Below are 26,623 nucleotides of genomic sequence, written 5' to 3' on the forward strand. Positions count from 1 at the left end.
AAGGGGGAAAATCATGGATAAGAAACAAATACGATCATCCGCCATTCAAACACTTAAAAATTTTTCAGAAGACGAAAAGCAAAAAGTTGAACAAAAATTAACGAAAAACCTTCTTTCATCCAATCTATGGAACCAAGCAAAAACAATTGGAATAACCATGGCACAGGGGTTTGAATGGGATACTAAAATGATTATAGAGGCGGCCTGGAATCAAAATAAAATAATAGCTATCCCTAAATGCAGTCCAAGTGAAAAGAAGCTGACATTTTATCAATTGAAGACATTTGACCAGTTGGAAGTTGTTTATTACAATCTGCTTGAACCAAAGCCTGAGAAGTCAGCAATAGTTGACAAAACTTCCATTGATTTACTGGTGGTCCCGGGGTTATGTTTTGATGAAAGAGGGTATCGAGTAGGTTTTGGTGGAGGATATTATGATCGCTTTTTAGCAGATTATTCTAACGAAACTGTTTCATTAATACATACCAGCCAACTTGTTAATGAAGTGCCTTCAGAGAATTTTGATATCCCTGTAAATCATCTGATTACCGAAAAGGAATTATATATCACGTCTGAGTCGGGGGCTGCAAAATGACGCATAACAGATATTCCCGGCAAGTCTTATTCAAGCCGATTAAAGAAACGGGGCAGGAAAGGCTAAAGAACAGCTCTGTACTCGTTGTAGGAGCTGGAGCGCTGGGAACGGTAATTTGCAATCATCTTGTAAGGTCGGGTATTGGTCATTTAAGAATCATCGACAGGGATTATGTTGAATTAACCAACCTGCAGAGACAAATGCTATTTGATGAGCAGGATGTTGAGGAAGCATTGCCTAAAGCAATTGCAGCTAAAAATAAACTGAAAAAAATCAACAGTGAAGTTACTATTGATGCTATTGTCGGAAATGCTGCCTATGAAAATATCGAAAAACTGGTTGAGGGAATTGATGTCATTCTTGACGGAACAGATAATTTTTCAACCCGCTATCTTTTAAATGATATCTCCTATAAAAAAAGTATACCTTATTCCTATGGTGGTGTTGTCAGCTCCAGAGGGATGTCTGCTTTTTTCATTCCGGGTGTTACACCATGCCTAAGATGTATTGCAAGAGAGGGAACGGATACAGGACAGGGACAAACATGTGATACGGTTGGTGTTATTGCCCCGGCTGTTGATATGGTTTCCTCCCTGCAGGTAACAGAAACCATGAAATATTTGACGGATAATAAAGAACATTTACGGAATACTCTCAGAACCTTTGATATTTGGTATAACAATCAATATGATATAAAATTGTCTAAACCAGATCCACATTGTCCAACCTGTCAGCAAAAAGAATATCCAGCTTTACAGCCTGCAGCTCAGGATAAAGAAACAGTTCTGTGCGGAAGAAATACTGTACAAATTCATGAAAAGCCACAAATGGATCTCTCAAAATGGGAAAAATATCTTGATTCAGCTGCCACAGTTAAGAGGACCCCATTTTTATTGAAAGCAGAATTTGATAACGAAATGAGCTTTATTATATTTCCCGATGGCAGAGTGCTCGTTCAGGGTACAGAGGATCAGGTTAAAGCACGAACTTGGTATGACAGGTATATTGGTTCCTGATGTATAAAATTTAACGGATGGAAAATAACTAATAACACTATAGTTTTGCAAAGAGGGTGTTATGATGCGTTTTTTCATTGTTATCACAAGTATCATTACTGTAATCTCCGTGATTTATAAATGGAGGTACAGAATTATGAATACAGTATTGGCAGTTAGTTTTCTCAGACGTATGGCCGTTGCTGTTTCCATGAAAATGCCGGCAATACGTGCAAAAATCCTGCCAGGTTTTTTTAATAACCAATCCGCCTGATTCAAATATTCAATCTTAAAGAAGCTGATAATAACAGCTTCTTTTATGTTTAACAAGAAATAACCCCATATATTTGATATGATAAAACTCTAGGGGGATGAAAATATATGTATTTAAAGGAACAGTATATTTTATACCAAATTGCTGATGATTTAGTTAAAAACAATCAATTTGATGTATTACATATAAATGAGAAAGAAGATGAGATATGGCTGGAGAAATTTGAAAATAAAGCTTCGAAGGTCATCCGGCTGGTACATAAAGGATTTGATTGGAAAAATCATCTGAAAAGAGATATCCTGCAGGTATTTCAAAAAGCACATTCAATGAGACGTTTACTTGCAGGGAAAAATATTGAACTGCATAATGTGTATGTTGCTGCACATGCACCCGTAGATGATTGGGAAGCATTAAAAAAGCCAATGTTCCTGAAAGAAAAAACACAGATTAAAATGAATGTTTACTACTTTGCTGAATCAGAAGAAGACTATAAGAATGAAAAGGAAAGATTATTTTCTTCTATTGGCCTCCCTTTATATGAAAGCAGTGAAGTTCCCTCTGAATTAGAAATAGAAAATAAGGTTCCAACTTTAAAAAAATCCCTGATTGAAACACAAAGAAATAAACAAAAAGAAATGGAGGATATTTTTGGATTTGCCAAACCATTCCTTATATATATTTTATTGGCAATTAATGTATTGATTTTCATTTTACTGGAGACAAATGGGGGAAGTGGCTCCATTGAAACTTTGATTGAATTTGGAGCAAAGTATAATCCGGCGATTATTGAAGAGGGAGAATGGTGGAGGATTGTCAGCTCCATGTTTCTCCATATCGGATTTCTGCATTTATTTATGAATATGCTCGCAGTATATTATCTTGGAGCATTAGCAGAAAGAATTTATGGCTCCTGGCGGTTTTTAATTATTTATTTTCTTGCCGGAATTGGTGGTGGATTAGCCAGTTTTGCCTTTTCCCCTCATGTATCTGCAGGTGCTTCAGGTGCATTATTCGGTCTTTTTGGCGCCTTGTTATTTTTTGGTCTTATATACAAGAAGATATTTTTTCAAACAATGGGTAAAAATATACTCCTGCTTATTGTAATAAATATTGTTATTGGTTTTACAATCCCACAAATCGATATGGGAGCACATTTAGGTGGATTAATTGCTGGATTTATTGCTTCAGCAATTGTGCATTTGCCTAAAAAGAGGGCATTCCTGAAGCAATTTATTGCATTTGTGATGTTCTTTGTTTTAGCGGGTGGATTAGCCGTATTCGGTACAGCAAATAATATGGAGAGCCAGGCATATTTACTGATGAAGATCGAAGAATTGAATAAAGATAATAAATACGAAGAGGTTGTTGATATAGCAACCGTTGCACTTGATAAAAGGGGAGATATGGAAAACCTTATATTATTTCAACGTTCCTATGCGTATATTGAACTGAATAAAATTGATCCTGCCATTGAGGATCTGGAGAGCAGTATTAAGCTAGATGATTCAATTCCCGAAGCCTATTATAATTTGGCATTGCTTTATATTAATCGGCAGGAAACAGAGAAAGCAGAAGAAGCAATCATTAAAGCATATGAAATGAAACCGGAAAATGAAGATTTCATAAAATTATACGAAGAAATTACAGGTGAAAAGGCTTCTTAATTGTTAAAGCAGCACAGACTATGGGTACTCCATGGTCTGTGCTGCTGTTTCATATAGAATAGTGCTGGATCAGCTTATGTTTTTTACCGTTTAATTCATATAATACGAGTAAATGATTGTTATCCTTATCAAATAATACAATGGGGACATAACTTTGCAATTGACTATTTTCAGTATTTACTGCTGGTATAATATAGTTTTTATAGACTCCCTCCCACAGTTGCCCGATTACCTTGTCTGTTTGTTCCTGTGACATGGAAGGAAGGGGGGAAGAATTGTATTTGACTAGAGAAGTAAGCGGAACAGATAAATAGGATTCACTGTCAATCGAAAAATGGGTAAATAATTGATCCCAATGATACAGCAATTGCTGCTTTGTAGTACGGTCAAGCAAATTCTCCCATTCCTCTTCAAATTTATCTTCAGGTGTTTTGAATGCATCAAGAGATGTTGAAGGTGAGTCGATTACATATAAATGATCGGAAGACATTTGATGAATACTTTTTATTTGGTCCTCTGGATAATGAATTTCCCCATGGTGAAAAGTTATTACCTGAAAAAAACTGCTGTCTTCACTTAAGAGTTTTTCTTCTATATGAATTTGCTTCGTATCCTGTGTCCATGTACTGCGAACGCCTCTTAATCTGCCGTTATCAAATAATAAAGAGGCATCCTGGCGCAAATACATTTCTTTATCACTCTCGGAATCGCTTGTCCATACAATTTCATAGGAATCATTTCCCTTTGGCAGAAATAGCCCTAAATTGGATTCTGCTTTTGTAAATGTGCTTTTTTCGTCGTCAGGAAAGTATGTAATAGCTGGTGTGGCATTATTTTCAAGAATATAGCTGATGCTGAGACTTAAAAATAATATCAGGCATAGAAAAAATAACCATTTATTCATTTACAATCATCCTTTAAAAAGCTTGTCTTAGTATAGATATATGATGATTGAATGTTATTTATGTTCTAACTGAAAATAGCTGTATAGAAACAGCTATACTGACTAAAACTAAACTATCTTTAATAACTTCTTGAAATGTTAGGTGAACATATGGAAAATAATAAACAGCATCTATTTTCTTCTTTTCCTGAAAATGTGGCATATGTAAAAGAGAGACTGGGTGTCGATGAAAGCTTTGATTTGATACATCTGGATCTGGAATATGCCGGAAAACGGATGGCATTGTTTGTCATTGATGGTTTTGCTAAAGATGATATTTTGCATTTATTAATGAAATTCCTGGCTAAAATTGAACCTGAGGATTTAGAACCGGACCCATTATCCAAATTATTAAAAACATATATACCGTATATAGAAATTGATCAGGAAGATGACCTGAACAAGGCATCAGATCTGGTTCTTGGTGGCCCAGCAGTGCTTCTGGTCGAGGGTATGGATAAAGTTATTATTATTGATGCACGAACATATCCTGTAAGATCACCAGCTGAACCGGATCTTGAGCGGGTGGTCAGAGGATCAAGGGATGGGTATGTTGAAACAATCGTATTTAATACCTCACTGACAAGAAGAAGGGTTCGTGACAGATCTTTACGGATGGAATATATGCAAATAGGGAGAAGGTCTAAAACTGATATTTGTGTATGCTATATTGCAGATATTGCGGATACAGAAAGGGTTGATAAATTAAAGGAAACTTTAAAAACGATTGATACAGATGGCCTGCCAATGGCTGAAAAAACGGTAGAGGAATATATTAGCGGAAGGTATTGGAACCCGTATCCAACTATTCGTTATACCGAAAGACCGGATACGGCTGCTGCCCATTTATATGAAGGACATATATTAATTATTATTGATGGTTCTCCAAGTGTGATGATAACACCTGCAACTTATTGGCATCACCTCCAGCATGCGGAGGAATACAGACAAAAACCATTGGTAGGTGCCTATTTGCGAATGGTTCGATTTATCGCTGTTATTGCCTCTATATTTATTCTGCCCTTGTATTATTTACTTTCGGTAAATCCTGACCTTCTGCCCAAGGGAATGGAATTCATAGGACCAAATGAAATGGGGACAATACCATTACTGCTTCAGTTTCTGCTTGCAGAAGCAGGTATAGATATGCTTCGAATGGCTGCCATTCATACACCGTCTTCATTGGCAACTGCACTTGGACTTGTAGCTGCTATTATGATTGGCCAGGTTTCAGTAGAGGTAGGGTGGTTTTCCAATGAAGTTGTATTATACCTTGCAGTAGCTGCTATTGGTTCGTATGCAACCCCCAGCTATGAACTTAGTCTGGCTAACCGGTTAGTAAGAATTTTTCTGCTTCTCACAACTGCAGCCTTTGGAGTAATTGGCTATGTTGCGGGAATAACACTCTGGATACTTTACATTACAAAAATGAAAACATTCAATATAGCTTATTTTTGGCCCTTTTTGCCCTTTTCGTATCGGGCATTCCGTGATATCTTAATAAGATCACCAATACCCTTAAAAAATAGAAGACCTACATTTTTGAACCCACAAGATCCAGATCGCTAATGATCTGGATCTTGTGTTACCATTTGCAGGTACTTAAAGATAAGAAATTTGATATAATATGAATTGGTGATTAAATGAAAACAATTTATGATGTTCAGCAATTATTGAAAAAATATGGCACGATTATTTACACCGGTGACAGAATCGGTGATTTAGAGCTGATGGAAATGGAGATTAATGAATTATTTCAGTTGCAGTTTATTGGTAAGCAACAGTACATAGAAGCAAAAATGCTGTTAAGAAAAAAGATGACAGAACTGCAGAACAAACAAGGGGAGAAATATTGAATGAACAAACGGATTATTGGCATTGATGTTGGTGGAACAACTGTAAAGATTGGATTATTAAGCTATAAAGGCAAGATTCTGGAGAAATGGGAAATTCCAACAAATATAGATCACCATGGGGTATCCATTTCGGATGATATCTGGAATTCGATAAGTGACAAGCTGAAACAGCTGAATATAGGTGTAGAGTCAATAATGGGGATAGGTGTTGGCGCACCAGGATTTTTTGATGGTGACACTGGGTTTATTTTTGAAGCGGTAAATATTGGCTGGAAAAATTATGGGCTTGCTGACGATTTAAAGTCAAAATCTGGTTTGCCAGTGTTTGCAGAAAACGATGCCAATATTGCTGTGCTTGGTGAAAATTGGCTGGGCGCTGGAAATAATGCGAAGAATATGATTGCTATAACATTGGGAACTGGTGTAGGTGGAGGAATCATTGCAAACGGAGAAATTCTTAACGGTGAAAATGGTATGGCTGGTGAAATTGGCCATACAACGATTGATCCGAATGGCTACGATTGTAATTGCGGGCGAAAAGGATGTTTGGAGACCATTGTTTCTGCAACCGGAATCGTCCGTCAGGCAATGGAGACGATTGATAAAGATAAATCTAGTATGCTTGCTTCCCATTATGAAAAAAAAGGTTCTATCACAGCAAAGGATGTTTTCGAATTTGCTGAAGCAGGGGATCCGGCCAGTAAGGCTATCGTAAAGAATACAGCAGATATTATCGGCTTATTCATTGCAAATATGGGTGTAGTGGTTAACCCCGAAAAAGTATTAATTGGCGGAGGCGTATCAAAAGCAGGAGACCAATTGCTTTCGCAGATACAAAGTGCATTTGAGAAATATGCACTGCCAAGAGTGTCTGAAGTTTGTCAATTGGAAATTGCTGAGCTGGGGAATGATGCTGGCATAATTGGAGGCGCTTTTCTAGTTAAACAAAGATTGGAAAATATTAAATTTTAGTTCATCTTTTATTTCTAATTCAATTATCTCTTAAATATATGAAACTTTTATTTCAGTTTATACGTCTTATTATATAGCGAGCAAATTTAATAGGATTTACAAAGAGTTTACAATTTTTAAATAAAGGGAAAATTAAAGATGAATATTTCAAACGAATAGTTTATTTAGTTTGGAATGGGAAAGGGAATATCGGGAGGAAATAAGTATGAGGAACTTAAATCGGACGAAAGTGCCGCTATATGTGATAGCAACGTTTTTATTCGGAATAAAAACCTATATTGTATACCGTTTTATGTTTAATATTGATCTGGAAAATTCAATGCAGGAAATAATCCTAATTATAAATCCATTTGTATCTGCATTTTTAATCTTTGCACTGAGTGTATGGTTTAAAAAACAATCACGCCAGATGAAATTTTTAAGGTACACTGCACTAATAGGAACATTAATTGTGTTTGCAAATCTGGTGTTCTATCGTTCATTTACTGATTTCATTACGATCCCTCAGCTGTTTCAGGCAAGTAACGCAGCTGATTTGGGAACAAGTATTTTAACGTTGATTAAGCCATATGATCTGTTATTATTTGCAGATGTCGGTATTATTTGGTATTTGAGCAGAAAGAGCCAGGATATTCTGGCTGTCGATTACCCTCGAAGTGGTAAAGTTTTTGCCCTGGCAATGTCTCTTGTCCTTTTGGCGGGTAATTTTTTTCTTGCTGAGATGGAAAGACCACAATTATTCACACGTGCATTTGACCGTGAATATTTAGTGAAAAATATAGGCTTGTTCAATTATCATGCCTATGACATTGTCATTAATACTAAAGCAAAAACACAAAAAGTCTTTGCAGATGGAAATGAATTACCTGAAATAGAGAATTATATCGATGAAAATATTAGAAGCAGCAAGGAATCTGAACTGTTTGGCATTGCGGAAGGTAAAAATATAATTTTTATAAATGCGGAGTCTATTCAGAGCTTTGTAATAAATAATGACGTGAATGGGCAGGAGATTACACCATTTCTGAACAGCTTGACTGAAGATGAAGACACGTATTATTTTAAAAACTTTTATCATCAAACTGAACAGGGAAAAACTTCCGATTCCGAATTCTTGGTGGAAAATTCACTTTACCCATTACCAAGAGGGGCTGTGTTTTTCACCCAGGGACAAAATAAATTTCATGCAATGCCAGAAATGTTAGAAGAAAAAGATTACTATTCAGCTGTATTCCATGCAAATAACAAGAGTTTTTGGAATCGTGACCAAATATATCCTAACTTTGGAATTGATCATTTCTATGGAGCAGAGGCATATGAGGTTAATGAATCCAACTCTATTGGATGGGGATTGAAGGATAAGCCATTCTTTGAACAATCCATTAAATACCTGCAATCACTGGAGCAGCCGTTTTATTCAAAGTTTATCACGTTAACAAATCATTTTCCTTTTGAACTGGATGAAGAGGACAAATCAATTGAACCTTATGACTCTAATTCAAATACACTTAATAATTTCTTTCCTACAGTAAGGTATATGGATGAGGCAATTGAGCAATTCTTCAGCCAATTAAAGGATGCAGGGTTATATGATAATTCAATTATTGTAATTATGGGTGACCATTATGGAATCAGTCAGAATCATAATCGGGCGATGAGCACCTATTTAGGTAAAGAGGAAATAACCCCATATGATCATATTCAGCTGCAGCGGGTACCATTTTTCGTTCATATCCCAGGTCATGGGAAAGGTGAAGTGAAATCAAAAATTGCAGGGCAGATTGATGTTAAACCAACTTTGCTGCACATGGCAGGTATCAAAACTGATAACGACATTTACTTTGGAAATGATTTATTCCACGATGGGAGAAAAGGCTATATAGCGCTTAGAAATGGTGATTTTATAAGTGATGAGTATATTTCCACAAACGGTATTTGCTATGACAGAGAAACTGGGGAGCCACTGGAAACCGACACCGGTCAAAATAGTTCAGAAACTAAGGCTGAAAATGCCTGTGATCCTATTACTAAAAAAGTGGAGCAGGAACTGGGGTACTCTGATGATTTAATTTATGGTGATCTATTCCGGTTTGTGGACTTTAAATAATATACGAGTATTTTCTGTGAATTTTGTTTCTTATTACACTCTGCAGTTGATGTTAACTGCGGCATATGTTAGTGTTACCGTTGATTAGCCGCTGCGGAAAGCATCCGCCCGCAGCGATTCCGAACGGCGATTTTAGCAGATGCTAAGTAGTTCGCAGTCTATAGATTCTGTGTCAATAACAAATAAATTTTTAAGAAAACAACCAAATAAAAAAGCTGCTTCTTCTGGGAAGCAGCTTTTTTATTTAGCCGGAAATTTCGGATATCAGGGTTGCAATAGCAAAAAAACCAAAAGCAAGGGCTGTAATAGCAGAAAACCCTAAAGCAAATATATTTTTAAATTTTAATTGACGAATTACTGAGACTACCGCAACTAATGCAACAAGCAAAAATAATATTGCTAAGACAATATGCATTATTTTCATCCTCCTTGTGATCTTTCCTAATCTGTTATAATTGATTTAGAAATTTCATTTGTATTATTATGTAACTATGCACTCATATTATTTATTTTATAGTATTTCATTGTTTTTGTCGAGGCATATTATACTTTTTTGGAGGTTTTTCAAATGAATATTAAAAGCATGTCATTAGGTCCGTTGGGAACGAATTGTTATATTGTCTCAAAAGGACAACGTTCACTGATTATTGACCCAGGCGGGGAGGCAAGTAAAGTTATTGACTATTTAACGGACAAAGGTCTCTCAGCAGAAGCTATATTATTAACACATGCACATTTCGATCACATAGGTGCAGTTGAAGACCTTCGCAAACACTATGTGATAGATGTCTATTTGCATAAGGAAGAAGCATCTTGGCTGGAAAACCCCGCTTTAAATGGTTCACTTGCATTTATAGGTAATGAAATTAAAACAAAACTTCCTGACCATTATTTACAAGCCGGAAAATTGGAGATCGGCTCGTTTGTCCCTGAAATTTTACATACACCAGGACATTCGCCTGGAAGCGTCAGTTTTTTGTTCCGGGAACAATCAATGGTTATAAGCGGGGATGTGTTATTCCAGCAGGGAATAGGGCGGACGGATTTGTCAGGCGGAGATATCAATCAATTAGAAGAAAGTATCAGAAATAATTTGTACAAGCTGCCAGACTCATTTGAAGTTTACCCGGGACATGGCCCTAAAACAAAAATAGGCAGTGAAAAAAAGCACAATCCCTTTTTTAAAGAATAATAAAAAAACCCTTCATTTAGAAGGGTTTTAGGGGGGGATGTGCTCTACTCTTTAGTTGGTTAGGGATATAAGTTAAGCTACACTTTATACTATAAATGTATATTTACAACATGTCAATAGTGATAACTTAAAAATTCCGATAGTTTATGATGGAAATAAAAGCAGCAGGTGGATTTATTTGGAGCCACTTGCTGCTTTTAATTTTCTAATAAATATTTTTGTGGCAAACGGTAAAACTCCGAGCCATCTGTTAGTGTATGCTTGCTGATTTTCTTTTTGCTGCTCCCTTCTTTTTTTCCGTTCATTTGAGGGTAAATCAATATAAGTTACAACTTGTTCTGTCATAAATTTAATATAATCATTGCCTGACATTGAATCCACTCCATGTAAAAATAGTTTATCCATAGTTTTCACAAAAATAATTAAATTTATCCGTAAAATATTTTCAAAATAAAGAAGGAATTAACCAAATTATGTCGAATAAAGTAATTGTTGCAAATTAAATAGGAGGTGAAATGTGTTGAATCCTGCAGCAAAACTTTCAAATAAGCTGCTAAATTCCGCGTTTGAAGCACAAGCATCAGATATTCACTTTTATCCATTCCCCGCAAAAACAGATATTTACTTTCGCATCCATGGCAGAAGAATATTTTACAATTCGATTCTAACTTCCCAATATGAATTACTGCTGACCTATTATAAATTTATTTCGGAAATGGATATAGGAGAAATAAGAAAACCGCAAAATGGAACCATTACACATCTGGAAGCAACTCGTGCCTATTCGCTTCGACTATCCACTCTTCCCGTTAACCACACAGAAAGCCTGGCAATCCGCATCCTTCCCCAAGAGGAAAACCTTTCACTGGAACAACTTTTTCTTTTTCCCAATCAGCTTAACAAAATTAAAAGATGGATTTCAAATCGTGCTGGATTAATTTTATTTACCGGTTCTACAGGAAGCGGCAAAACAACTACATTATATGCATTGTTAGAGTCTATTTTAAAAGAAAAGTCATATCAGACCATCACATTGGAAGATCCCATTGAAAAGGAAATGAATGATATTTTACAGGTGCAGGTTAATGAAAGAGCTGGAATTACGTATCAGACTGGATTAAAAGCAGCATTGCGACATGATCCCGATATTATTATGGTAGGAGAAATCAGGGATAAATATACTGCACAGTTCGCTTTTGATGCTTCACTCACCGGACATCTGGTGTTAAGTACGCTGCACGCAAAAAATGCTGTTGGTACATTGCACCGCCTACAGGAGATGGGACTGACAAAAACGGATTTGCAACAGTCACTTATTGCTGTAGCCTCATTGAAGCTTTTGCCGGTACAGATCAATAATATAAAAAGACGTGCAGCAATATTGGAACTGCTGGATGGTGAAATTCTTGAAAATACACTTAAAGGAGCTGATTTTAATACATTCCATTCCTTTCAATCGTTTAATCACTTAAGAAAGAAGGCTTTTGCATATGGCTACATTTCTGAAGAGACATTTAATAATGCGTAAAGAAAGAATAACGAATGAACTTCAATTGCGATTCCTGGAAAGACTTCACCGTTTGCTTACCAATGGTTATCCTCTGTTATCCGCACTGGAGATTTTGACTTGGGATAAACAGATGGTGCAGCCTGCAGCTAAAATTACAGCCGGATTAAAAAATGGAAATACAATTGATCAGGCATTTGAAGATGCTTTATTTCATCCATCAATTATCTCCTATTTATTTTTTGTTCGATTAAACGGTGATCTCCAGGGAGGTATTGGAAAATGTGCTGAAATGTATGCACACAGAATGAAGTATATGAAAAAATTTCAGCAAATTATCAGATATCCCCTTATCCTGTTATTCATTTTTTCAATACTGCTTTATTTTATTAAGCAATCTGTACTTCCAGCCTTTGCAGAGCTGTTTCAAAATACATCTGCTTCTTCAACCTTAACCATCACGATGCAAATGCTGGATTTCCTGGGAACTGGAGCAATAATTTCCCTTGCAGTGATCCTGATGGGGTTACTTATTTGGAAAACCCTAAAGAACAAACTTCCTATAGAAACACAAATGCAGCTATTTAACTCCATACCGATTTACCGGAGCTTCCTGAAGCTTCAAACCTCTTTTCTTTTTGCAATGCACTTCAATACTCTTTTAAAAACAGGTATGTCCTTTAAAGAAATCCTGCATCAAATGGCTAATCAGCAGAAAGTACCCATCATTGCCTATTATTCCGGATTAATGACTGCGGAACTGACAAAAGGGCTTCATATTACCTACCTGCTTTCCCAATTCACATTTTTAGAAAAACAATTAGCATCTATTTTCCAGAAAAATGCGGATATCAGCTCATTGGAAAAAGATCTGACAGTATATGCGGAACTGCTTACAGAGGAAATCCAGCTGAAAATAATCAAAACCATTACCTATGTCCAGCCATTATTTTTCCTCATATTGGCGAGCTTTATCATTTTCATTTATGTAACATTAATGTGGCCGATGTTTGACCTCATAAATACAATTTAAGGAGAGAATTTGCATGTTTAAAAATAATAAAGGATTTACCCTGATCGAAATGTTAATTGTACTCATGATCATATCTGTGTTGATCATACTGATTGTTCCTAATCTAAGCGGAAAAAGTAAGGGTGTGCATGACACAGGATGTGATGCTCTCGTTAAAGTAGTTCAGGCACAGGTGGATCTGTTTTATTTGGATAAAGGAAAGTATCCTGCAGATATCGATGAGTTGGTATCAACAGAATATATATCCAAAGAACAAAAAACATGCCCCAATAATCAGGAAATAACTTTAAATAATGGAGTAGTTATCAATCCAAATCCTGACAATGAAACAGAATAATGGCTTCACATTAATCGAGTTGCTTATTGTTCTTAGCATATTATCTATTTTACTGCTGCTCAGCACGCCGCTAAATATATCCAGTCTTGAAAAACAGCAGGAAAAGCAATTTCTGAAGACTCTTGAATCTGATATTTTATACATCCAAGCTATGGCGTCATCAACATTAAATAATTTCTATATCATTCGATTTCGAGAAGACAGCTATGAGCTAATACAGGGAATTGAAAAAGATGCAGAAATAAGACGTTTCCCTCCAGGTTGGAAATTCATTAGAAAACCGTTTAACGAAATATCTTTTTCTGCGAACGGCACTATCAAGAAGGCAGGTTCTATTAGTATCAGTGCGAAAAACGATGTATATATAGCAGTTTTTATGCTAGGAAAAGGCAGGTTTTATATTGCAAAACAATAAGGGGTTCACGCTAATTGAAGTTTTAATTGCATTAAGTGTTTTATTAAGTGCAGTTTCTGTTATTATTCCAACAATAACCTTACTGCATCAGGAGAAACATGTGCTAAGTGATCGTCGGGCAATCGCATTTCATCTGCATGACGAAATGCAGCCCTTTTTGTGGGAAGGGACAAACTCTTCCTCCGCTCTTTTTTATGAAAAAATACAGAATAAACAGGTTACATTTCAATTTTTAACTGAAAATGAATATATAAAAGGATGTGCATCCTGGAAAAATGTTAAAGAAATCAAAGAAACCTATTGTTTATATGGCCTGCCGCAAAGATGAGGCAGGCTTTACTTTTTTATCAATGCTTCTTGTTATAGGCCTATTAGCTGTTTCATTGCCATTTATTGCTTACTTGATAAAATCAGCCGGTTTTCATTCAAATTATGAAGAACTTACAGCTCAGCAGTTTTTCAAGTTTTTGAGGGATGAAACTATGAGTGCCGTTGATTATAACGTAAGTTCGAACACACTCTATCTTACTTTAAATAGCGGAAAAATAGCTACAATTGAAAAATACGAAGAAGAAAGAATTCAAGCACGCAGACAAGTAGATGGAAAAGGTCATGAAATATATTTAATGGATATTATGGATTTAAAATTTAAAAAAGTACCTTATGGGTTCCGTACAACTGTGATAACTAAACAAGGGGTGCCTTATGAGAAAACAATTATTTTTTATCAATAATGAAAAAGGATTTTTTCTGCCCTATGTATTGTTCATCATATCAATTATTTTCATTGTAATAACAGCAAATATTACAAATTACAAGAATGAAATTTACATTACGGATGCTTATCTGGAACAGTTGAAAATTGAAACATTATTTCAGATGGGGCATGCTGAATTAAAAGAAGATGTTAAAAACAGCGAAGATATGATTGATAAGAAATCTTATATATTTCCTGATGGAAATGTCGAAATATCATTAATCTCATTTACTGAAGAAATATTTCACTTCGATTTTAATATAAGTACAAGGAAACATCCCCAATATTCCATTATTCATTATATGAGCATCCCTGATGTTCAACCGGAGGAGTAAATGTTAAATGTGTACAAATTCCAACAAACATAGCTTTTTACACATTTATGAAAGCATATTTATTATAATTAAGGTAATAAATATGGTGAGGTGAATTCAGGTGGAACAAACACTGAAGGTTACAAACGTGTTAAGCGATCCAACCAGATATAATATTTACCAATATATCATCAAGGAACATCAGGAAGTCAATGTTGTTGAAATTGCAAAGAAGTTTGATATTCATCCGAATGTGGCAAGATTGCATTTATCTAAGTTAGAAGATATTAATATGGTAAAATCCTATTCCAAAAAAACCGGAAAAGGAGGAAGGCCAAGCCGAATGTACCGGCTTTCTGACGAGGTTATTGAATTAAACTTCCCGCATCGTGACTATAAACTGCTTTCTTCAATCGCTTTAGAATCATTTGTGGAGCTAGGTGAGCCTGGAAAAGTGGCTCTGTACCGGACAGGGAAAAAATATGGCATGAAAGTTATGGAACACTACAGCAAAAGTCCAGTTATCGAAGAACTGACTACTGAACAAAAAATTCATATACTGGAAGATGCGGGAACGATGCTTGGAATGTATCCGAAATTTCAATATGACCCGGAAAATAACAGTATTCGCTTTAGAATCAATAACTGCCCTTTCAAGGAAATTGCCACAAATAATCACTCGATGGTTTGTAATATGCATAATGCCTTTTTAAAAGGCATGTTTGAAGTTTTATTTACCAATGTAGATCTTGTAGAAGAAGAAAACATGTTTCAGGGCTGCGAAAACTGTATTTATGTAGCTAAACTTTCAATTGTTTAGCAAGATTCATTTACAAGATGAATTTACTCGTTTATAATAACTAAGAAAAGGTTACTTCAAAGGAGGGGGAAAAAGCATGGATCGAGTTTTTCGTATGCTTGCCTTTTGGACAAGTATATTTACAGTAATGTTTTATGTTGGAGATATGCAAAAAACAGCACTACTGTTCCTTGTTCAAACAGCATTTTTCCTTACAGTAGGCTATTTAAAATTATCTGAACGTATGTATATGTATTTATTCGGAGCTTATTGTACTATATTTATGGTTGGCTTTACCTGGTATTCCGAATTTATACTTGTACCCGGTTTCGGACATTAAGAAAAAAGAACTCTGCTTACATAAAACTGGTGCAGAGTTCTTTTTTATTTTATCAACGGAAGAACTTCTTGAATTGTAAGAAGTATAAAGCTTAAAGGATATCCTGGGTAAGATAAAATAAACCTCCATTAATAACCTCATAAATAATACTCGGCTGATACCGTTCAGTGATTTCATTAATTTCTTTCTCCATCTGCTCCATTTGAGTGTCAGTGTCACCAGTGTAAAAATGTTTCAGCATTTGTATTTCTTCATCCAGGGCTTGACTAGATTCCTCTGCCCACGGATGAGTCTGATTCTGTATATAATTATCTAAAACATTTTCAATTCTCTTAAAACCGCTTTTAATTTTTATTATAGGAGAAATGGTATAGCAATAATCTGAAATGGCCGGCTGCAATGGAATATTTTCAAGAAGATTCATCATTTCAAGCTTCATTGCTCCATTTACAAGATGTAAACCGATGGATATAAGCTCATCCTTCTTTTGCTTGCCTTTATAGCTAATTTTTATATTGATGACAAGCCATGGATAAAGCGGAGTATTCAGATTGGTATTTACAATTTGGAATAATTTTGTGTACTTTTCTTTTTGTTTGAGCTGATTAATGATCTGCTGCAGGCGCGGACTGCCAAAATGGATCCATTCTCCTTTTTCTTCCCGTTTTTCCGGGTTTGAGATAAGGCTAAGCTGCATCGGTTCACCATTCTGTCCAATTTTTTTAATATAGTGCCAATAAAAGGGGCGGTTCATTAACACTCTATCCATCTCTTCAGTAAGCTGAACAGTAATAACTCCTTCTTTATTCTGAAGCAATTTGCATCCATGGGCAGTAAAGTAACTCTGTAAAAACTCATCTAAATTAGTAATGGCCATAATGTTTCTCCTCACTAACGGGTTGATTGTAGGTACTCTTAATGATGGAAGAAAGATTATCCAATTTAATTTTGGCTTCTCCTGAAGAGGTTGATTCATTGAATATCGTTTGTATTTCGCTCTCGATATCCCGAATATTAAGTTCAGCCAAAATATCGTCTAATTGCCCAATAACCTGTTCAAATAAATTAATTTTTTCATAGAGCAGTGTCATAATATGTTCTTCCACAGTATCTCGAATTGCAAAATTATAGATGTGTACATCTTTATCCTGTCCATACCGGTGAATGCGGCCAATCCGCTGTTCCAATCGCATAGGATTCCAGGGCAAGTCGTAGTTGATCATATAATTGCAAAATTGCAGATTGATCCCTTCACCGCCGGCTTCTGTTGCGATTAAAACTTGAGCATGATCTTTAAAAAGCCGTTTGATCCAATCCTTTTTCCCCCTTTTAAATCCGCCTCTGAATGGAACAGATGAGATGCCATGCTGCTGAAGGTACCATTGCAGATAAAGCTGGGTAGCTCGGTACTCGGTAAAAATGATGACTTTTTCATCTCCAATCTTTTTTATTAAATCGATGACTTTATCTGCTTTGACATGTTGTGGAAGTTGCTCTATTTTATTTAAAACAGGTTCAATAATCGCTTCATTCTTTTCATTAACTATTTTTTTTAATGATAAATAGCAAGCTTCCCTTGAAGAACAAAGCTCCCTTAAATAAGTTATTTTTGAAAACGCCGCAAATGGTCTGGTTATGTTTTCTAATTGCTTATAAACTTCCTTCTCTTCTGGTTTAAAGTCAATATAAATCGATTCAATTCTTCGTTTTGTATTATTCAGAACAGTTTCCTGACGAGTATTTCTGACCATCACTTTTTGTATTAATTGTTTTAAATATTGATCCTGTTTGATTTTTTTACGGTCCTTGCCATACTGTTCCAAAAAAGAATCATAATTTCCGAGATGACCTGGTTTTAAAATGGAAACTAAATTAAAAATTTCAATGAGACGGTTTTGCACGGGCGTCGCAGTAAGCAACAGACAATATTTTTTCGTAATGGAACGGACAAATTCGTAATTTTTGGTTTTGTGATTTTTGAGTTTATGTGCTTCATCTATCAAGAGAAAATCATATTCCTGATCTAAAATATTTTCCCTGTGTGGATCCCGCTTAGCTGTATCAATGGAAGAAATTATAATATCAGCCTGTTCCCATGAGTAATTTTTGCGATGAGCGACAGCGGGAATATAAAATTTTTCATTTAATTCATTTGCCCATTGATTTACCAATGAAGCTGGCACTAAAATTAATGCCTTCTTTACTAGTCCTCTAATCATATATTCTTTTAGAATTAAGCCTGCTTCAATCGTTTTCCCCAAACCTACTTCATCAGCCAAAATAGCTCTGCCATTCATTGTTTCAATAACCTGTTCTGCGCATTTCACCTGGTGATCAAGAAATTCGATATGTGGCAGATATTCCAGTGAACGTAATCCATTGAATGCAGGAGTCATTGTTGTTAATTCAGCCTGATAGGCCATAGAAAACAGGTCCCACGAGGAAAACTGGCCGTCATTATCAATTGCAGTAACCAGTTGTTCAATAAATACTGAATCTTTTTTCAGTTGAATAGACTTCATTATATACTTCCTTTTTCTGAAAATTTAAGAATAACTGTAATTATGCTACATTCAAATTTGCATTTATGATATAATGCAAGTAAATAGATTTTTCAGCGTTTGATACATAGTATACCCAAATAGAATATTTTTCATAAAGCGAATGAATACAGGGGGAGAGCTTACTGCTATGCTTTGTTTTTAAAACCATTAATCCAGTTTTAGAACAAATTCTCAGCAGTAACGCCGAAGGAGCAAGCGCAAGCGAATCTCTCAGGCAAAAAGACTCTTGTAGGACGCAACTCTGGAGAGTGTTTGTCTGAATGTCAGGCTGACCACCCACGAAGCAAGTATTTGAATAGTCACTTAATGTGACTATATCAAATATGCAACTTTCTGGTTTAAGGACAGAGATTTCACTATTATCGGTGAAATCTCTATTTTTATGCAGTTTTTTAGGCCCTGAGTCATTTAGATTATTTAAAAGGAGTGGGTTTAGTGAGTGAGTTAAAAAGAACACCTTTGTTCCCAGAATATGAGAAGAACGGTGCAAAGACAATAGATTTCGGAGGATGGGATTTACCGGTACAATTTTCCGGAATTAAGCATGAACATCACACTACAAGAACAAAAGCAGGATTATTTGATGTCTCGCATATGGGGGAAATTGTGGTAAAGGGGCCAAAGAGCCTGGACTTTCTGCAGAAGATGACAACAAATGATGTTTCAAAATTAACTCCAAAACGTGCTCATTATACATTCATGTGTTACGAAAACGGAGGAACAGTTGATGATTTTCTTGTCTATATGATAGGAGAAAATGATTATCTGCTCGTGGTAAATGCAGCAAATCAGGATAAAGATTATGAATGGCTTATCGAACATAACGAATTCAGCAAAGATGAGGTAGTAATAGAGAATGTATCTGCTGATTATGTTCAACTTGCCCTGCAAGGTCCTCTCGCTGAAGAAATTTTACAAACTCTTACAGAAACGGATTTGAGTGAAATCAAATTTTTCCGTTTTGAGAATCAGGTAGGATTTTCTGCCATTTCTGCATCGGCAATTGTGTCTCGTACCGGTTATACAGGCGAAGATGGTTTTGAAATATATATTGACAAATCAAGTGGTCGTGACTTGTGGAACAAAGTACTTGAGGCAGGAAAAGATAAAGGACTGGAGCCGGTAGGGCTTGGAGCAAGAGATACGTTGCGCTTTGAAGCTAACCTTGCACTTTACGGACAGGAGCTTTCCAAAGATATTACGCCAATTGAAGCAGGTATGAAATTTGCTGTGAAAGTGAATAAAGAAGCAGACTTTATTGGAAAAGAAGTATTGAAAGAGCAAGTAGAAAACGGACCAGGTAGAAAGCTTGTCGGAATTGAAATGATTGATAAAGGTATTCCGAGAAATGGATATGCGGTTTATAGTGGGGAAGAAGAGGTTGGGTTTGTTACATCTGGAACACAATCTCCTACACTTCAAAAGAATTTAGGATTAGCACTGGTGAAGTCGGAGTTTACAATCGAAGGTACAGAATTGTATGTTCAGGTACGTAAGCGCAAATTAAAGGCTGTAGTAGTAAAAAGACCATTTTACAAACGAGAGAATTAGGGAGGGTTAAGTAATGGAATTTCGTTATTTACCAATGACAGAAGCTGATAAAAAGGAAATGCTAGATAAAATCGGTGTATCATCCACAGAAGAACTGTTTTCTGATATTCCGCAAGAAGTTAGACTGGACAGGGAATTAAACCTTAAAAAACCAGCTAGTGAATATGAGTTGAAAAAAGAACTAACAGAAATGGCAAGCAAAAATGCGAATTTAACAGAATATCGTTCATTTTTAGGTGCGGGTGTTTATGATCATTTCATTCCATCAGTTGTCGATCATGTTATTTCAAGACAAGAATTCTATACATCTTATACACCTTATCAGCCGGAAATGACACAAGGTGAACTGCAGGCGATGTTTGAATTCCAGACAATGATTTCTGAAATTACCGGCATGCCTATTGTTAACTCTTCATTGTATGATGGCGGAACAGCTGTAGTTGAAGCTGTTTACTTGAGTGTTGTTCAGACAAAGAGAAAGAAAATTCTAGTTTCAGCTGTATTGCATCCGGAATATCGTCAGCTTGTTCATACTGCTTCAAAAGGCAAGGGACTTGAAATTGTTGAAATCGGTCACAAAGATGGTCAAACTGATTTAGAGCAGCTTGAAAAAGAGCTGGATGAAGATACAGCTTCAGTTATTGTTCAATATCCTAACTTCTTAGGTCAGATTGAACCACTTGAAAAAATTAATGAATTAATTAAAAAACAACCTAAAACAATGTTTATTGTTTCAAGCAATCCACTCTCACTTGGTTATTTAACACCGCCATCTGAATTTGGTGCGGATATTGTTGTTGGAGATACACAAGTATTTGGTATCCCTGCACAACTTGGCGGGCCGCACTGTGGTTATTTTGCAACAACTCAAAAACTAATGCGTAAAGTACCTGGACGTTTCGTTGGTGAGACGGTAGACGAAGAAGGCGGGCGCGGTTTCGTTTTAGCACTGCAAACAAGAGAACAGCATATTAGACGTGAGAAAGCGACATCAAACATCACCTCTAACCAGGCGTTGAACGCGGTAGCAAGTTCGGCTGCAATGAGTGCGCTCGGTAAACACGGTGTTAAAGATATGGCTAAATTAAATATGCAAAAAGCAAGATATACAAAACAACAGTTGGAAGAAGTTAATTTACCAGCTGCATTCAGCGGATCATTTTTCAATGAATTTGTAGTTAAACTTTCAAAACCCGTATCTGAGGTTAATGAAAAGTTATTTGAAAAAGGTTTTGTCGGCGGGTTTGATTTAGGAAGAACATATCCGGAACTGGAAAATCACATGCTGATAGCTACAACTGAAATCCGTTCGAAAGAAGAAATTGATGCATTTGTTAAAGAAATGGGGGATATCAATGGCTAAAGAAAACTTTCCATTAATTTTTGAACGAAGTAAAGAAGGCAAATCAGGATATAACCTGCCGGCACTTGATGTTCCAGAAGTTAATTTAGAAGAAGAACTTGATGATGCTTATATCCGTAAAGTAGATGCAGAACTTCCTGAAGTTGATGAATTGGAATTAATGCGTCACTATACAGGACTATCCAACCGTAACTTCGGTATACTATCTGGATTTTATCCACTTGGATCTTGTACGATGAAATACAATCCGGTAATTAACGAGGATGTTGCCAGACTTCCAGGATTCAGTCATATTCATCCATATCAAGATACGAAAACAATTCAAGGTGCGCTTAAATTAATGTATGATCTACAAGTACATCTTGAAGAAATTACAGGGATGCAGGAAATCACATTACAACCGGCTGCCGGTTCACAAGGTGAGTGGACAGCATTAATGATATTCAAGGCCTTCCACGAGGCAAACGGTGAATCACATCGTAATGAAGTCATTGTACCTGACTCGGCACACGGTACAAACCCGGCATCTGCAGCAGTTGCTGGATTCAAAGTTGTTGAAGTTAAATCAAATGAAAAAGGTTTAGTTGACGTAGAAGATTTAAGAAGTGTAGTAAACGAAAATACTGCAGCACTAATGTTAACGAACCCTAACACTCTCGGTTTGTTTGAAACAGAAATTCTTGAAATGTCGGAAATCATTCATGAAGCCGGCGGAAAAATGTACTATGATGGTGCTAACCTAAACGCTATCATGGGTTACGCGCGTCCAGGAGATATGGGCTTTGATGCTGTTCACTTGAACTTGCATAAAACATTCACTGGTCCACATGGCGGTGGCGGTCCAGGATCTGGTCCAATCGGCGTTACAGAAGAACTTGCGCCGTTCTTACCTAAACCAGTTGTTCGTGAAAAAGATGGCATGTATGATTTTGATTACGATCTTCCACAATCGATTGGTATGGTGAAAGGCTACTACGGTAACTTTGGAATTAACGTGCGTGCATATACTTACATCCGTACGATGGGCGCAGAAGGGCTAAAGAAAGTCAGTGAATATGCTGTGCTTAATGCAAACTACATCATGCGTAGTCTTGAAGAAAAATATCAGCTTCCATTTACACAACATTGTAAACACGAGTTTGTTATATCGGGTAATAAGCAAAAGGCACAGGGCGTAAGAACATTGGACATTGCTAAACGGCTTATGGACTTCGATATTCACCCGCCAACTGTTTACTTCCCATTAATTGTGGGTGAAGCACTCATGATAGAACCGACTGAAACAGAATCAAAAGAAACGCTGGATCATTTCATTGAGTCGATGATTCAAATAGCTGATGAAGCAGAAAACAATCCGGAAATCGTTCAGAAAGCACCTTACGAGACAGATGTAAAACGTTTAGACGAAACAAGAGCTTCTCGTAAACCTGTTTTGAGCTATCAAAAACAAATTACAAAAGAAGCATAAGAGAATCCGGAATCGTTTAAAAAGCACCATGGATGAAACGACAGCAGCAAGAAAACCAATACAATATTACGTTATAATAAATAAAGAAAGGCCCGGTGATGGGCCTTTCTTTATCTTTGATTACTATTTACTCTTAATTTTTCCTGTCCACTTTTTGAAACCGCCTTTTAGCTGGTTAATATCTTCATAGCCTTTTTTATGCAAAAGCTGTGCTGCTCGTGCGGATCTAGATCCACTTTGACAATATAGATAGACAGGTTTATCTTTTCGCATTTCAATTAGCCGTTGTTTCATCTGTGTTACCGGAATATTTCTTGCTCCAAGAATATGACCTTTGTCAAATTCTTGTGGTTCTCTTACATCTATTAACTGTGCTTTACGATATCCTTCACGGAATTGGTCTTCTGTTAATACTTTTAAATATGTTCGTTGTCTAAAGTAACGAAATACACTGACAGCTACTAAAACAACTATTGCAACAACTAAAAATTCCATTAATTTTCCCCCGTTTTTCACATTACTTCATTTTCTATTATAAGTTCAATATACTATTTTTTCAAAGCTTTTTTCTTCGAACCCCCAATGGGAAATCCGGCTCCATTGGTTTTTGATGATTTTTGTCGAATAAAGCGCAACTATTGGATGATTGCAAATGTGGAAATTCTTGATTTTTAAATAACTAGGATATTTACCCTTTATTTATCTTCATTTTACTTCCTCATTCATTTGTTTTCTGAAGTTGACAGAATCAGTTGCATTCGTTCAAATCACAATATATAGTATTTTTTTATATTTTCAACACAATATATTGTTTTATATTCTTTTTATGTGGTATGGTAATAATAGCACAAATCCTATAAAAAAACATATGTAAAAGATAAATGAAAAAGGAGAGATCAAATGTCGACTGCTGTAGAAACAAGGAAGAAAATTGATGTATCAGGACTGAACCAGGATATTAAATTATTTTCCCAGGTGCATCCAATTACAGATGACATGAAACTAACTCATGAAGGAGTATCCAGACTTGTAATGCTGGACAGATATTCTTTTAAGGACACAGAAAAGAAAACATTAAAAATTGGTGACTTTGTAGTCTTAACTGTTAAAGCTGACCCGAAATTTCCTGCCAGAGGATTAGGTTTTGTAAAATCTATAGACTGGATTAACAAGCAAGCAGACATCCAGGTGAACCCTGAATTTGTTTCTGTACTGGATAATGAAGAAGAAGGAAAAACAGGAGTTGTTAAACGCAGCCTCGATGTGATTGATAAACCACTTGAAGTTTATTATGAACAAATAGCTAAAAGGAATGCTGCGGGATTGTCGATGGCAGAGACCACTGAAGAAAAACAGCAGGAATGGTTTGAAAAATTTAATGAAGAACTCTCAAGCCTGAACTTTGTCCCGGCCGGCAGAGTACTCTATGGTGCAGGTGCAGATACGGATGTAACGTATTTCAACTGTTACGTCATGCCCTATATCAAAGATTCGCGTGAGGGTATCTCCGATCATCGCAAGCAAGTGATGGAAATCATGTCTAGAGGCGGGGGAGTAGGAACAAACGGTTCTACATTGAGACCTCGTAACACATTGGCAAGAGGGGTAAACGGAAAATCATCAGGCTCTGTATCGTGGCTTGATGATATTGCAAAGCTAACACATCTTGTTGAACAAGGTGGATCAAGACGCGGTGCACAAATGATAATGCTGGTTGACTCTCATCCTGATATCATTGAATTTATTATTTCTAAAATGCAAAATTCAAGAATCCTCCGATATTTAATAGAAAACACGGAAGATGAACAAATTAAACGATTAGCAGAGGAAAAGCTAAAATTTACTCCATTTACTGAGACGGAAATGGATTTGTACCAGGGAATAGTAAACTACAGAAACATGCCTGGACTCGGTGGTTTTACACAAGCAGCAATACGTGAGGCAGAGGGAAAGTTAATGATAGGAGGAACATATGATGTTCATAACTCCGAATTTTTAACTGGTGCAAATATTTCAGTATGTATAACAAAAGAATTCATGGATGCAGTTGAAAATGATGATTATTATGAGCTTCGTTTTCCTGATGTGGAGAATTATACAAAAGAAGAAATGAAAGATTATAATGAAAAATGGCATGATGTCGGTGATGTGCGAAAGTGGGAAGAAATGGGTTATGGTGTAAGAGTTTATCGTCGCATTAAGGCAAAGGAATTGTGGAATTTAATTAATGTCTGTGCTACTTACTCTGCTGAACCAGGAATTTTCTTCATCGACAATGCAAATGACATGACAAATGCAAAAGCTTATGGTGATCAGGTAGTAGCAACGAACCCGTGTGGAGAACAACCACTCGCACCTTATTCAGTCTGTAATTTAGCTGCTGTTAATCTGGCTGAAATGGCTGATAAGAAAACGAAGAAAGTAAACTTTGAAAAGCTGAAGCAAACAGTGCAAACTGGGGTAAGAATGCAGGATAACGTTATTGATGCAACTCCTTACTTCCTGGAAGAAAATAAAAAGCAAGCTTTAGGAGAACGTCGGGTTGGACTTGGTGTTATGGGTATGCATGATTTGTTGATTTACTGTGAAACACCTTATGGTTCAAAAGAAGGTAATGATTTAGTCGATAAAGTATTTGAAACAATTGCAACGACTGCTTATCGTGAATCTATCAATTTAGCAAAAGAAAAAGGAAGTTTTCCGTTTCTTGTAGGTAACAATCAAGATAAAACAAATGAATTAAGAAAAGCGTTTATCAACACTGGTTACATGCAAAAAATGCCGGAAGATATCAGACAAGGTGTATTGGAAAATGGGATCCGGAACTCGCATTTATTAACGGTTGCTCCGACTGGAAGCACTGGTACAATGGTCGGCGTTTCAACAGGATTAGAGCCATACTTCTCATTCTCTTATTACAGAAGTGGAAGGCTTGGAAAATTTATTGAGGTTAAAGCAGATATCGTACAGGAGTATTTGGACCAGAATCCAGATCAGGATCCGGAAAATCTGCCAGACTGGTTCGTTACAGCAATGGATCTGCCACCGGAAGCACATGCTGATACACAATGTGTGATTCAGCGCTGGGTGGATAGCTCAATTTCAAAAACAGTTAATGCTCCGAAAGGATATACTGTTAATCAGGTAGAAAATGTATACCAAAGGCTGTACAATGGTGGTGCAAAAGGAGGCACTGTTTATGTGGATGGCAGCCGTGATACTCAAGTTTTAACACTAAAAGCAGAGGATAATTCTTTCGAACAGACTGAGTTATTCGATGAAGTCGAAAAACCAAAAGTAGTTTTGATGGATACAATCCAGGAATTGGATAAAACAAATGTTTCAATTGGATCGGAGATTGGGGATACATGCCCTGTCTGCCGTGAAGGAAGTATTGAAGATATCGGTGGCTGTAATACATGTACAAGCTGTGGTGCCCAATTAAAATGTGGGTTGTAAACAAATATTAGAAATCTTAAAAGAGCAAGCTGTCATCAGACGGTTTGCTCTTCTGCTTGTTTATACAGTCGGTTTAAGGTATCCTCATATATAGAAACATTGTTGCATCAGCTAAAAA

At 36.3% G+C, this 26,623-nt stretch carries 27 protein-coding genes and 1 riboswitch; of the genes, 21 read left to right on the forward strand and 6 right to left on the reverse strand.

Annotated elements, in window-relative coordinates:
* Window positions 1–13 precede the first annotated feature (13 nt).
* The 3 genes from CIL03_RS02175 (at window position 14) to CIL03_RS02190 (ending at window position 3,528) form a co-directional block, all read left to right on the forward strand.
* Entirely contained in the window at window positions 14–595 is a 582-nt protein-coding gene (locus CIL03_RS02175; RefSeq protein WP_094883562.1) for a 5-formyltetrahydrofolate cyclo-ligase, read from the forward strand.
* Complete coding sequence (locus tag CIL03_RS02180; RefSeq protein ID WP_094883563.1) at window positions 592–1,611, forward strand: ThiF family adenylyltransferase; 1,020 nt, start codon at window positions 592–594, stop codon at window positions 1,609–1,611. The genes CIL03_RS02175 and CIL03_RS02180 overlap by 4 nt, the downstream gene beginning before the upstream one ends.
* 360 nt (window positions 1,612–1,971) lie before the next feature.
* Complete coding sequence (locus CIL03_RS02190) at window positions 1,972–3,528, forward strand: rhomboid family protein (protein WP_094883565.1); 1,557 nt, start codon at window positions 1,972–1,974, stop codon at window positions 3,526–3,528.
* Window positions 3,529–3,577: 49 nt separating this feature from the next.
* Here CIL03_RS02190 and CIL03_RS02195 read toward each other — a convergent pair whose 3' ends face one another.
* Window positions 3,578–4,432, reverse strand: coding sequence for a hypothetical protein (locus CIL03_RS02195; RefSeq protein ID WP_094883566.1), 855 nt, complete (start codon window positions 4,430–4,432; stop codon window positions 3,578–3,580).
* Window positions 4,433–4,582: 150 nt separating this feature from the next.
* Between CIL03_RS02195 and CIL03_RS02200 the strand changes: the two genes are divergently transcribed.
* From CIL03_RS02200 to CIL03_RS02215, 4 genes are all read left to right on the forward strand, one after another.
* Window positions 4,583–6,040 carry a spore germination protein gene (locus CIL03_RS02200; protein ID WP_094883567.1) on the forward strand — a complete coding sequence of 486 codons (1,458 nt, stop codon included), beginning with the start codon at window positions 4,583–4,585 and terminating at the stop codon, window positions 6,038–6,040.
* A 74-nt stretch (window positions 6,041–6,114) separates the two neighbouring features.
* Window positions 6,115–6,327, forward strand: a complete 213-nt coding sequence (locus tag CIL03_RS02205) for a YqgQ family protein (protein WP_094883568.1) — start codon at window positions 6,115–6,117, stop codon at window positions 6,325–6,327.
* Window positions 6,328–7,299 (forward strand): ROK family glucokinase, encoded by a 972-nt coding sequence (locus tag CIL03_RS02210; protein WP_094883569.1) that lies wholly within the window; start codon window positions 6,328–6,330, stop codon window positions 7,297–7,299.
* A gap of 205 nt (window positions 7,300–7,504) precedes the next feature.
* Window positions 7,505–9,406: an LTA synthase family protein gene (locus tag CIL03_RS02215; RefSeq protein ID WP_094883570.1), complete on the forward strand. Its 1,902-nt coding sequence runs from the start codon at window positions 7,505–7,507 to the stop codon at window positions 9,404–9,406.
* 244 nt (window positions 9,407–9,650) lie between these two features.
* Here CIL03_RS02215 and CIL03_RS02220 read toward each other — a convergent pair whose 3' ends face one another.
* On the reverse strand, window positions 9,651–9,821 hold the full coding sequence (locus CIL03_RS02220) for a DUF2759 family protein (RefSeq protein WP_094883571.1): 171 nt from the start codon (window positions 9,819–9,821) through the stop codon (window positions 9,651–9,653).
* A 153-nt stretch (window positions 9,822–9,974) separates the two neighbouring features.
* Between CIL03_RS02220 and CIL03_RS02225 the strand changes: the two genes are divergently transcribed.
* Window positions 9,975–10,598, forward strand: a complete 624-nt coding sequence (locus CIL03_RS02225) for an MBL fold metallo-hydrolase (protein ID WP_094883572.1) — start codon at window positions 9,975–9,977, stop codon at window positions 10,596–10,598.
* Window positions 10,599–10,772: 174 nt separating this feature from the next.
* Here the strand turns inward: CIL03_RS02225 and CIL03_RS02230 are convergent, their stop codons facing one another.
* Window positions 10,773–10,970: a YqzE family protein gene (locus CIL03_RS02230; RefSeq protein ID WP_094883573.1), complete on the reverse strand. Its 198-nt coding sequence runs from the start codon at window positions 10,968–10,970 to the stop codon at window positions 10,773–10,775.
* A 148-nt stretch (window positions 10,971–11,118) separates the two neighbouring features.
* Here CIL03_RS02230 and comGA point away from each other — a divergent pair, with 148 nt between their 5' ends.
* The 9 genes from comGA to CIL03_RS02275 all read left to right on the forward strand — a co-directional run bounded on the left by comGA (window position 11,119) and on the right by CIL03_RS02275 (window position 16,100).
* Window positions 11,119–12,126: a competence type IV pilus ATPase ComGA gene (gene comGA / locus CIL03_RS02235; RefSeq protein WP_094884427.1), complete on the forward strand. Its 1,008-nt coding sequence runs from the start codon at window positions 11,119–11,121 to the stop codon at window positions 12,124–12,126.
* Window positions 12,089–13,138, forward strand: coding sequence for a type II secretion system F family protein (locus CIL03_RS02240; RefSeq protein ID WP_094883574.1), 1,050 nt, complete (start codon window positions 12,089–12,091; stop codon window positions 13,136–13,138). Before comGA ends, CIL03_RS02240 begins: the two co-directional genes overlap by 38 nt.
* A gap of 13 nt (window positions 13,139–13,151) precedes the next feature.
* A complete protein-coding gene (gene comGC / locus CIL03_RS02245; protein ID WP_094883575.1) occupies window positions 13,152–13,475 on the forward strand; it encodes a competence type IV pilus major pilin ComGC in 324 nt (107 codons plus the stop codon).
* On the forward strand, window positions 13,462–13,890 hold the full coding sequence (gene comGD / locus CIL03_RS02250; RefSeq protein ID WP_094883576.1) for a competence type IV pilus minor pilin ComGD: 429 nt from the start codon (window positions 13,462–13,464) through the stop codon (window positions 13,888–13,890). Before comGC ends, comGD begins: the two co-directional genes overlap by 14 nt.
* Entirely contained in the window at window positions 13,877–14,218 is a 342-nt protein-coding gene (locus tag CIL03_RS02255; RefSeq protein ID WP_165767881.1) for a type II secretion system protein, read from the forward strand. Before comGD ends, CIL03_RS02255 begins: the two co-directional genes overlap by 14 nt.
* On the forward strand, window positions 14,166–14,624 hold the full coding sequence (locus CIL03_RS02260; RefSeq protein WP_094883578.1) for a competence type IV pilus minor pilin ComGF: 459 nt from the start codon (window positions 14,166–14,168) through the stop codon (window positions 14,622–14,624). Before CIL03_RS02255 ends, CIL03_RS02260 begins: the two co-directional genes overlap by 53 nt.
* Window positions 14,596–14,982: a hypothetical protein gene (locus CIL03_RS02265; protein ID WP_094883579.1), complete on the forward strand. Its 387-nt coding sequence runs from the start codon at window positions 14,596–14,598 to the stop codon at window positions 14,980–14,982. Before CIL03_RS02260 ends, CIL03_RS02265 begins: the two co-directional genes overlap by 29 nt.
* A 100-nt stretch (window positions 14,983–15,082) precedes the next feature.
* Window positions 15,083–15,781, forward strand: coding sequence for a helix-turn-helix transcriptional regulator (locus CIL03_RS02270; RefSeq protein WP_094883580.1), 699 nt, complete (start codon window positions 15,083–15,085; stop codon window positions 15,779–15,781).
* 76 nt (window positions 15,782–15,857) lie between these two features.
* On the forward strand, window positions 15,858–16,100 hold the full coding sequence (locus CIL03_RS02275; RefSeq protein WP_094883581.1) for a DUF2626 domain-containing protein: 243 nt from the start codon (window positions 15,858–15,860) through the stop codon (window positions 16,098–16,100).
* A 91-nt stretch (window positions 16,101–16,191) separates the two neighbouring features.
* On the opposite strand, the gene CIL03_RS02280 is transcribed toward CIL03_RS02275, so the two are convergent.
* Complete coding sequence (locus CIL03_RS02280) at window positions 16,192–16,977, reverse strand: YqhG family protein (protein WP_094883582.1); 786 nt, start codon at window positions 16,975–16,977, stop codon at window positions 16,192–16,194.
* Window positions 16,964–18,622 (reverse strand): DEAD/DEAH box helicase, encoded by a 1,659-nt coding sequence (locus CIL03_RS02285; RefSeq protein WP_094883583.1) that lies wholly within the window; start codon window positions 18,620–18,622, stop codon window positions 16,964–16,966. Before CIL03_RS02285 ends, CIL03_RS02280 begins: the two co-directional genes overlap by 14 nt.
* A 142-nt stretch (window positions 18,623–18,764) precedes the next feature.
* A riboswitch (glycine riboswitch) is annotated at window positions 18,765–18,900 on the forward strand.
* Between the two features lie 199 nt (window positions 18,901–19,099).
* Here CIL03_RS02285 and gcvT point away from each other — a divergent pair.
* The 3 genes from gcvT to gcvPB are packed head-to-tail and all read left to right on the forward strand — an operon-like array spanning window position 19,100 to window position 23,046.
* A complete protein-coding gene (gene gcvT / locus CIL03_RS02290) occupies window positions 19,100–20,215 on the forward strand; it encodes a glycine cleavage system aminomethyltransferase GcvT (RefSeq protein ID WP_094883584.1) in 1,116 nt (371 codons plus the stop codon).
* Window positions 20,216–20,228: 13 nt separating this feature from the next.
* The gene (gene gcvPA, locus CIL03_RS02295; RefSeq protein WP_094883585.1) at window positions 20,229–21,578 is read left to right on the forward strand and encodes an aminomethyl-transferring glycine dehydrogenase subunit GcvPA; all 1,350 of its coding nucleotides are present in this window, start codon (window positions 20,229–20,231) and stop codon (window positions 21,576–21,578) included.
* Complete coding sequence (gene gcvPB, locus CIL03_RS02300) at window positions 21,571–23,046, forward strand: aminomethyl-transferring glycine dehydrogenase subunit GcvPB (RefSeq protein ID WP_094883586.1); 1,476 nt, start codon at window positions 21,571–21,573, stop codon at window positions 23,044–23,046. Before gcvPA ends, gcvPB begins: the two co-directional genes overlap by 8 nt.
* A gap of 123 nt (window positions 23,047–23,169) precedes the next feature.
* Here the strand turns inward: gcvPB and CIL03_RS02305 are convergent, their stop codons facing one another.
* Window positions 23,170–23,541, reverse strand: a complete 372-nt coding sequence (locus CIL03_RS02305; protein WP_094883587.1) for a rhodanese-like domain-containing protein — start codon at window positions 23,539–23,541, stop codon at window positions 23,170–23,172.
* 405 nt (window positions 23,542–23,946) lie between these two features.
* Here CIL03_RS02305 and CIL03_RS02310 point away from each other — a divergent pair, with 405 nt between their 5' ends.
* Window positions 23,947–26,505 (forward strand): vitamin B12-dependent ribonucleotide reductase, encoded by a 2,559-nt coding sequence (locus tag CIL03_RS02310; RefSeq protein WP_094883588.1) that lies wholly within the window; start codon window positions 23,947–23,949, stop codon window positions 26,503–26,505.
* The last annotated feature ends 118 nt before the right edge of the window (window positions 26,506–26,623 follow it).

It is taken from the genome of Virgibacillus indicus, assembly GCF_002266285.1.
Classification (GTDB): domain Bacteria; phylum Bacillota; class Bacilli; order Bacillales; family Amphibacillaceae; genus Virgibacillus_K; species Virgibacillus_K indicus.

Coding starts and splice junctions, on each gene's coding strand:
- CIL03_RS02275 (WP_094883581.1), top strand. CDS start 15,858: ATGGATCGAGTTTTTCGTATGCTTGCCTTTTGGACAAGTATATTTACA.
- CIL03_RS02260 (WP_094883578.1), top strand. CDS start 14,166: ATGTTAAAGAAATCAAAGAAACCTATTGTTTATATGGCCTGCCGCAAA.
- CIL03_RS02220 (WP_094883571.1), bottom strand. CDS start 9,821: ATGCATATTGTCTTAGCAATATTATTTTTGCTTGTTGCATTAGTTGCG.
- CIL03_RS02265 (WP_094883579.1), top strand. CDS start 14,596: ATGAGAAAACAATTATTTTTTATCAATAATGAAAAAGGATTTTTTCTG.
- gcvPB (WP_094883586.1), top strand. CDS start 21,571: ATGGCTAAAGAAAACTTTCCATTAATTTTTGAACGAAGTAAAGAAGGC.
- CIL03_RS02205 (WP_094883568.1), top strand. CDS start 6,115: ATGAAAACAATTTATGATGTTCAGCAATTATTGAAAAAATATGGCACG.
- CIL03_RS02195 (WP_094883566.1), bottom strand. CDS start 4,432: ATGAATAAATGGTTATTTTTTCTATGCCTGATATTATTTTTAAGTCTC.
- CIL03_RS02280 (WP_094883582.1), bottom strand. CDS start 16,977: ATGGCCATTACTAATTTAGATGAGTTTTTACAGAGTTACTTTACTGCC.
- comGC (WP_094883575.1), top strand. CDS start 13,152: ATGTTTAAAAATAATAAAGGATTTACCCTGATCGAAATGTTAATTGTA.
- CIL03_RS02215 (WP_094883570.1), top strand. CDS start 7,505: ATGAGGAACTTAAATCGGACGAAAGTGCCGCTATATGTGATAGCAACG.
- CIL03_RS02175 (WP_094883562.1), top strand. CDS start 14: ATGGATAAGAAACAAATACGATCATCCGCCATTCAAACACTTAAAAAT.
- CIL03_RS02285 (WP_094883583.1), bottom strand. CDS start 18,622: ATGAAGTCTATTCAACTGAAAAAAGATTCAGTATTTATTGAACAACTG.
- CIL03_RS02190 (WP_094883565.1), top strand. CDS start 1,972: ATGTATTTAAAGGAACAGTATATTTTATACCAAATTGCTGATGATTTA.
- CIL03_RS02310 (WP_094883588.1), top strand. CDS start 23,947: ATGTCGACTGCTGTAGAAACAAGGAAGAAAATTGATGTATCAGGACTG.
- CIL03_RS02180 (WP_094883563.1), top strand. CDS start 592: ATGACGCATAACAGATATTCCCGGCAAGTCTTATTCAAGCCGATTAAA.
- CIL03_RS02305 (WP_094883587.1), bottom strand. CDS start 23,541: ATGGAATTTTTAGTTGTTGCAATAGTTGTTTTAGTAGCTGTCAGTGTA.
- comGD (WP_094883576.1), top strand. CDS start 13,462: ATGAAACAGAATAATGGCTTCACATTAATCGAGTTGCTTATTGTTCTT.
- CIL03_RS02200 (WP_094883567.1), top strand. CDS start 4,583: ATGGAAAATAATAAACAGCATCTATTTTCTTCTTTTCCTGAAAATGTG.
- CIL03_RS02230 (WP_094883573.1), bottom strand. CDS start 10,970: ATGTCAGGCAATGATTATATTAAATTTATGACAGAACAAGTTGTAACT.
- CIL03_RS02225 (WP_094883572.1), top strand. CDS start 9,975: ATGAATATTAAAAGCATGTCATTAGGTCCGTTGGGAACGAATTGTTAT.
- CIL03_RS02240 (WP_094883574.1), top strand. CDS start 12,089: ATGGCTACATTTCTGAAGAGACATTTAATAATGCGTAAAGAAAGAATA.
- gcvPA (WP_094883585.1), top strand. CDS start 20,229: ATGGAATTTCGTTATTTACCAATGACAGAAGCTGATAAAAAGGAAATG.
- CIL03_RS02210 (WP_094883569.1), top strand. CDS start 6,328: ATGAACAAACGGATTATTGGCATTGATGTTGGTGGAACAACTGTAAAG.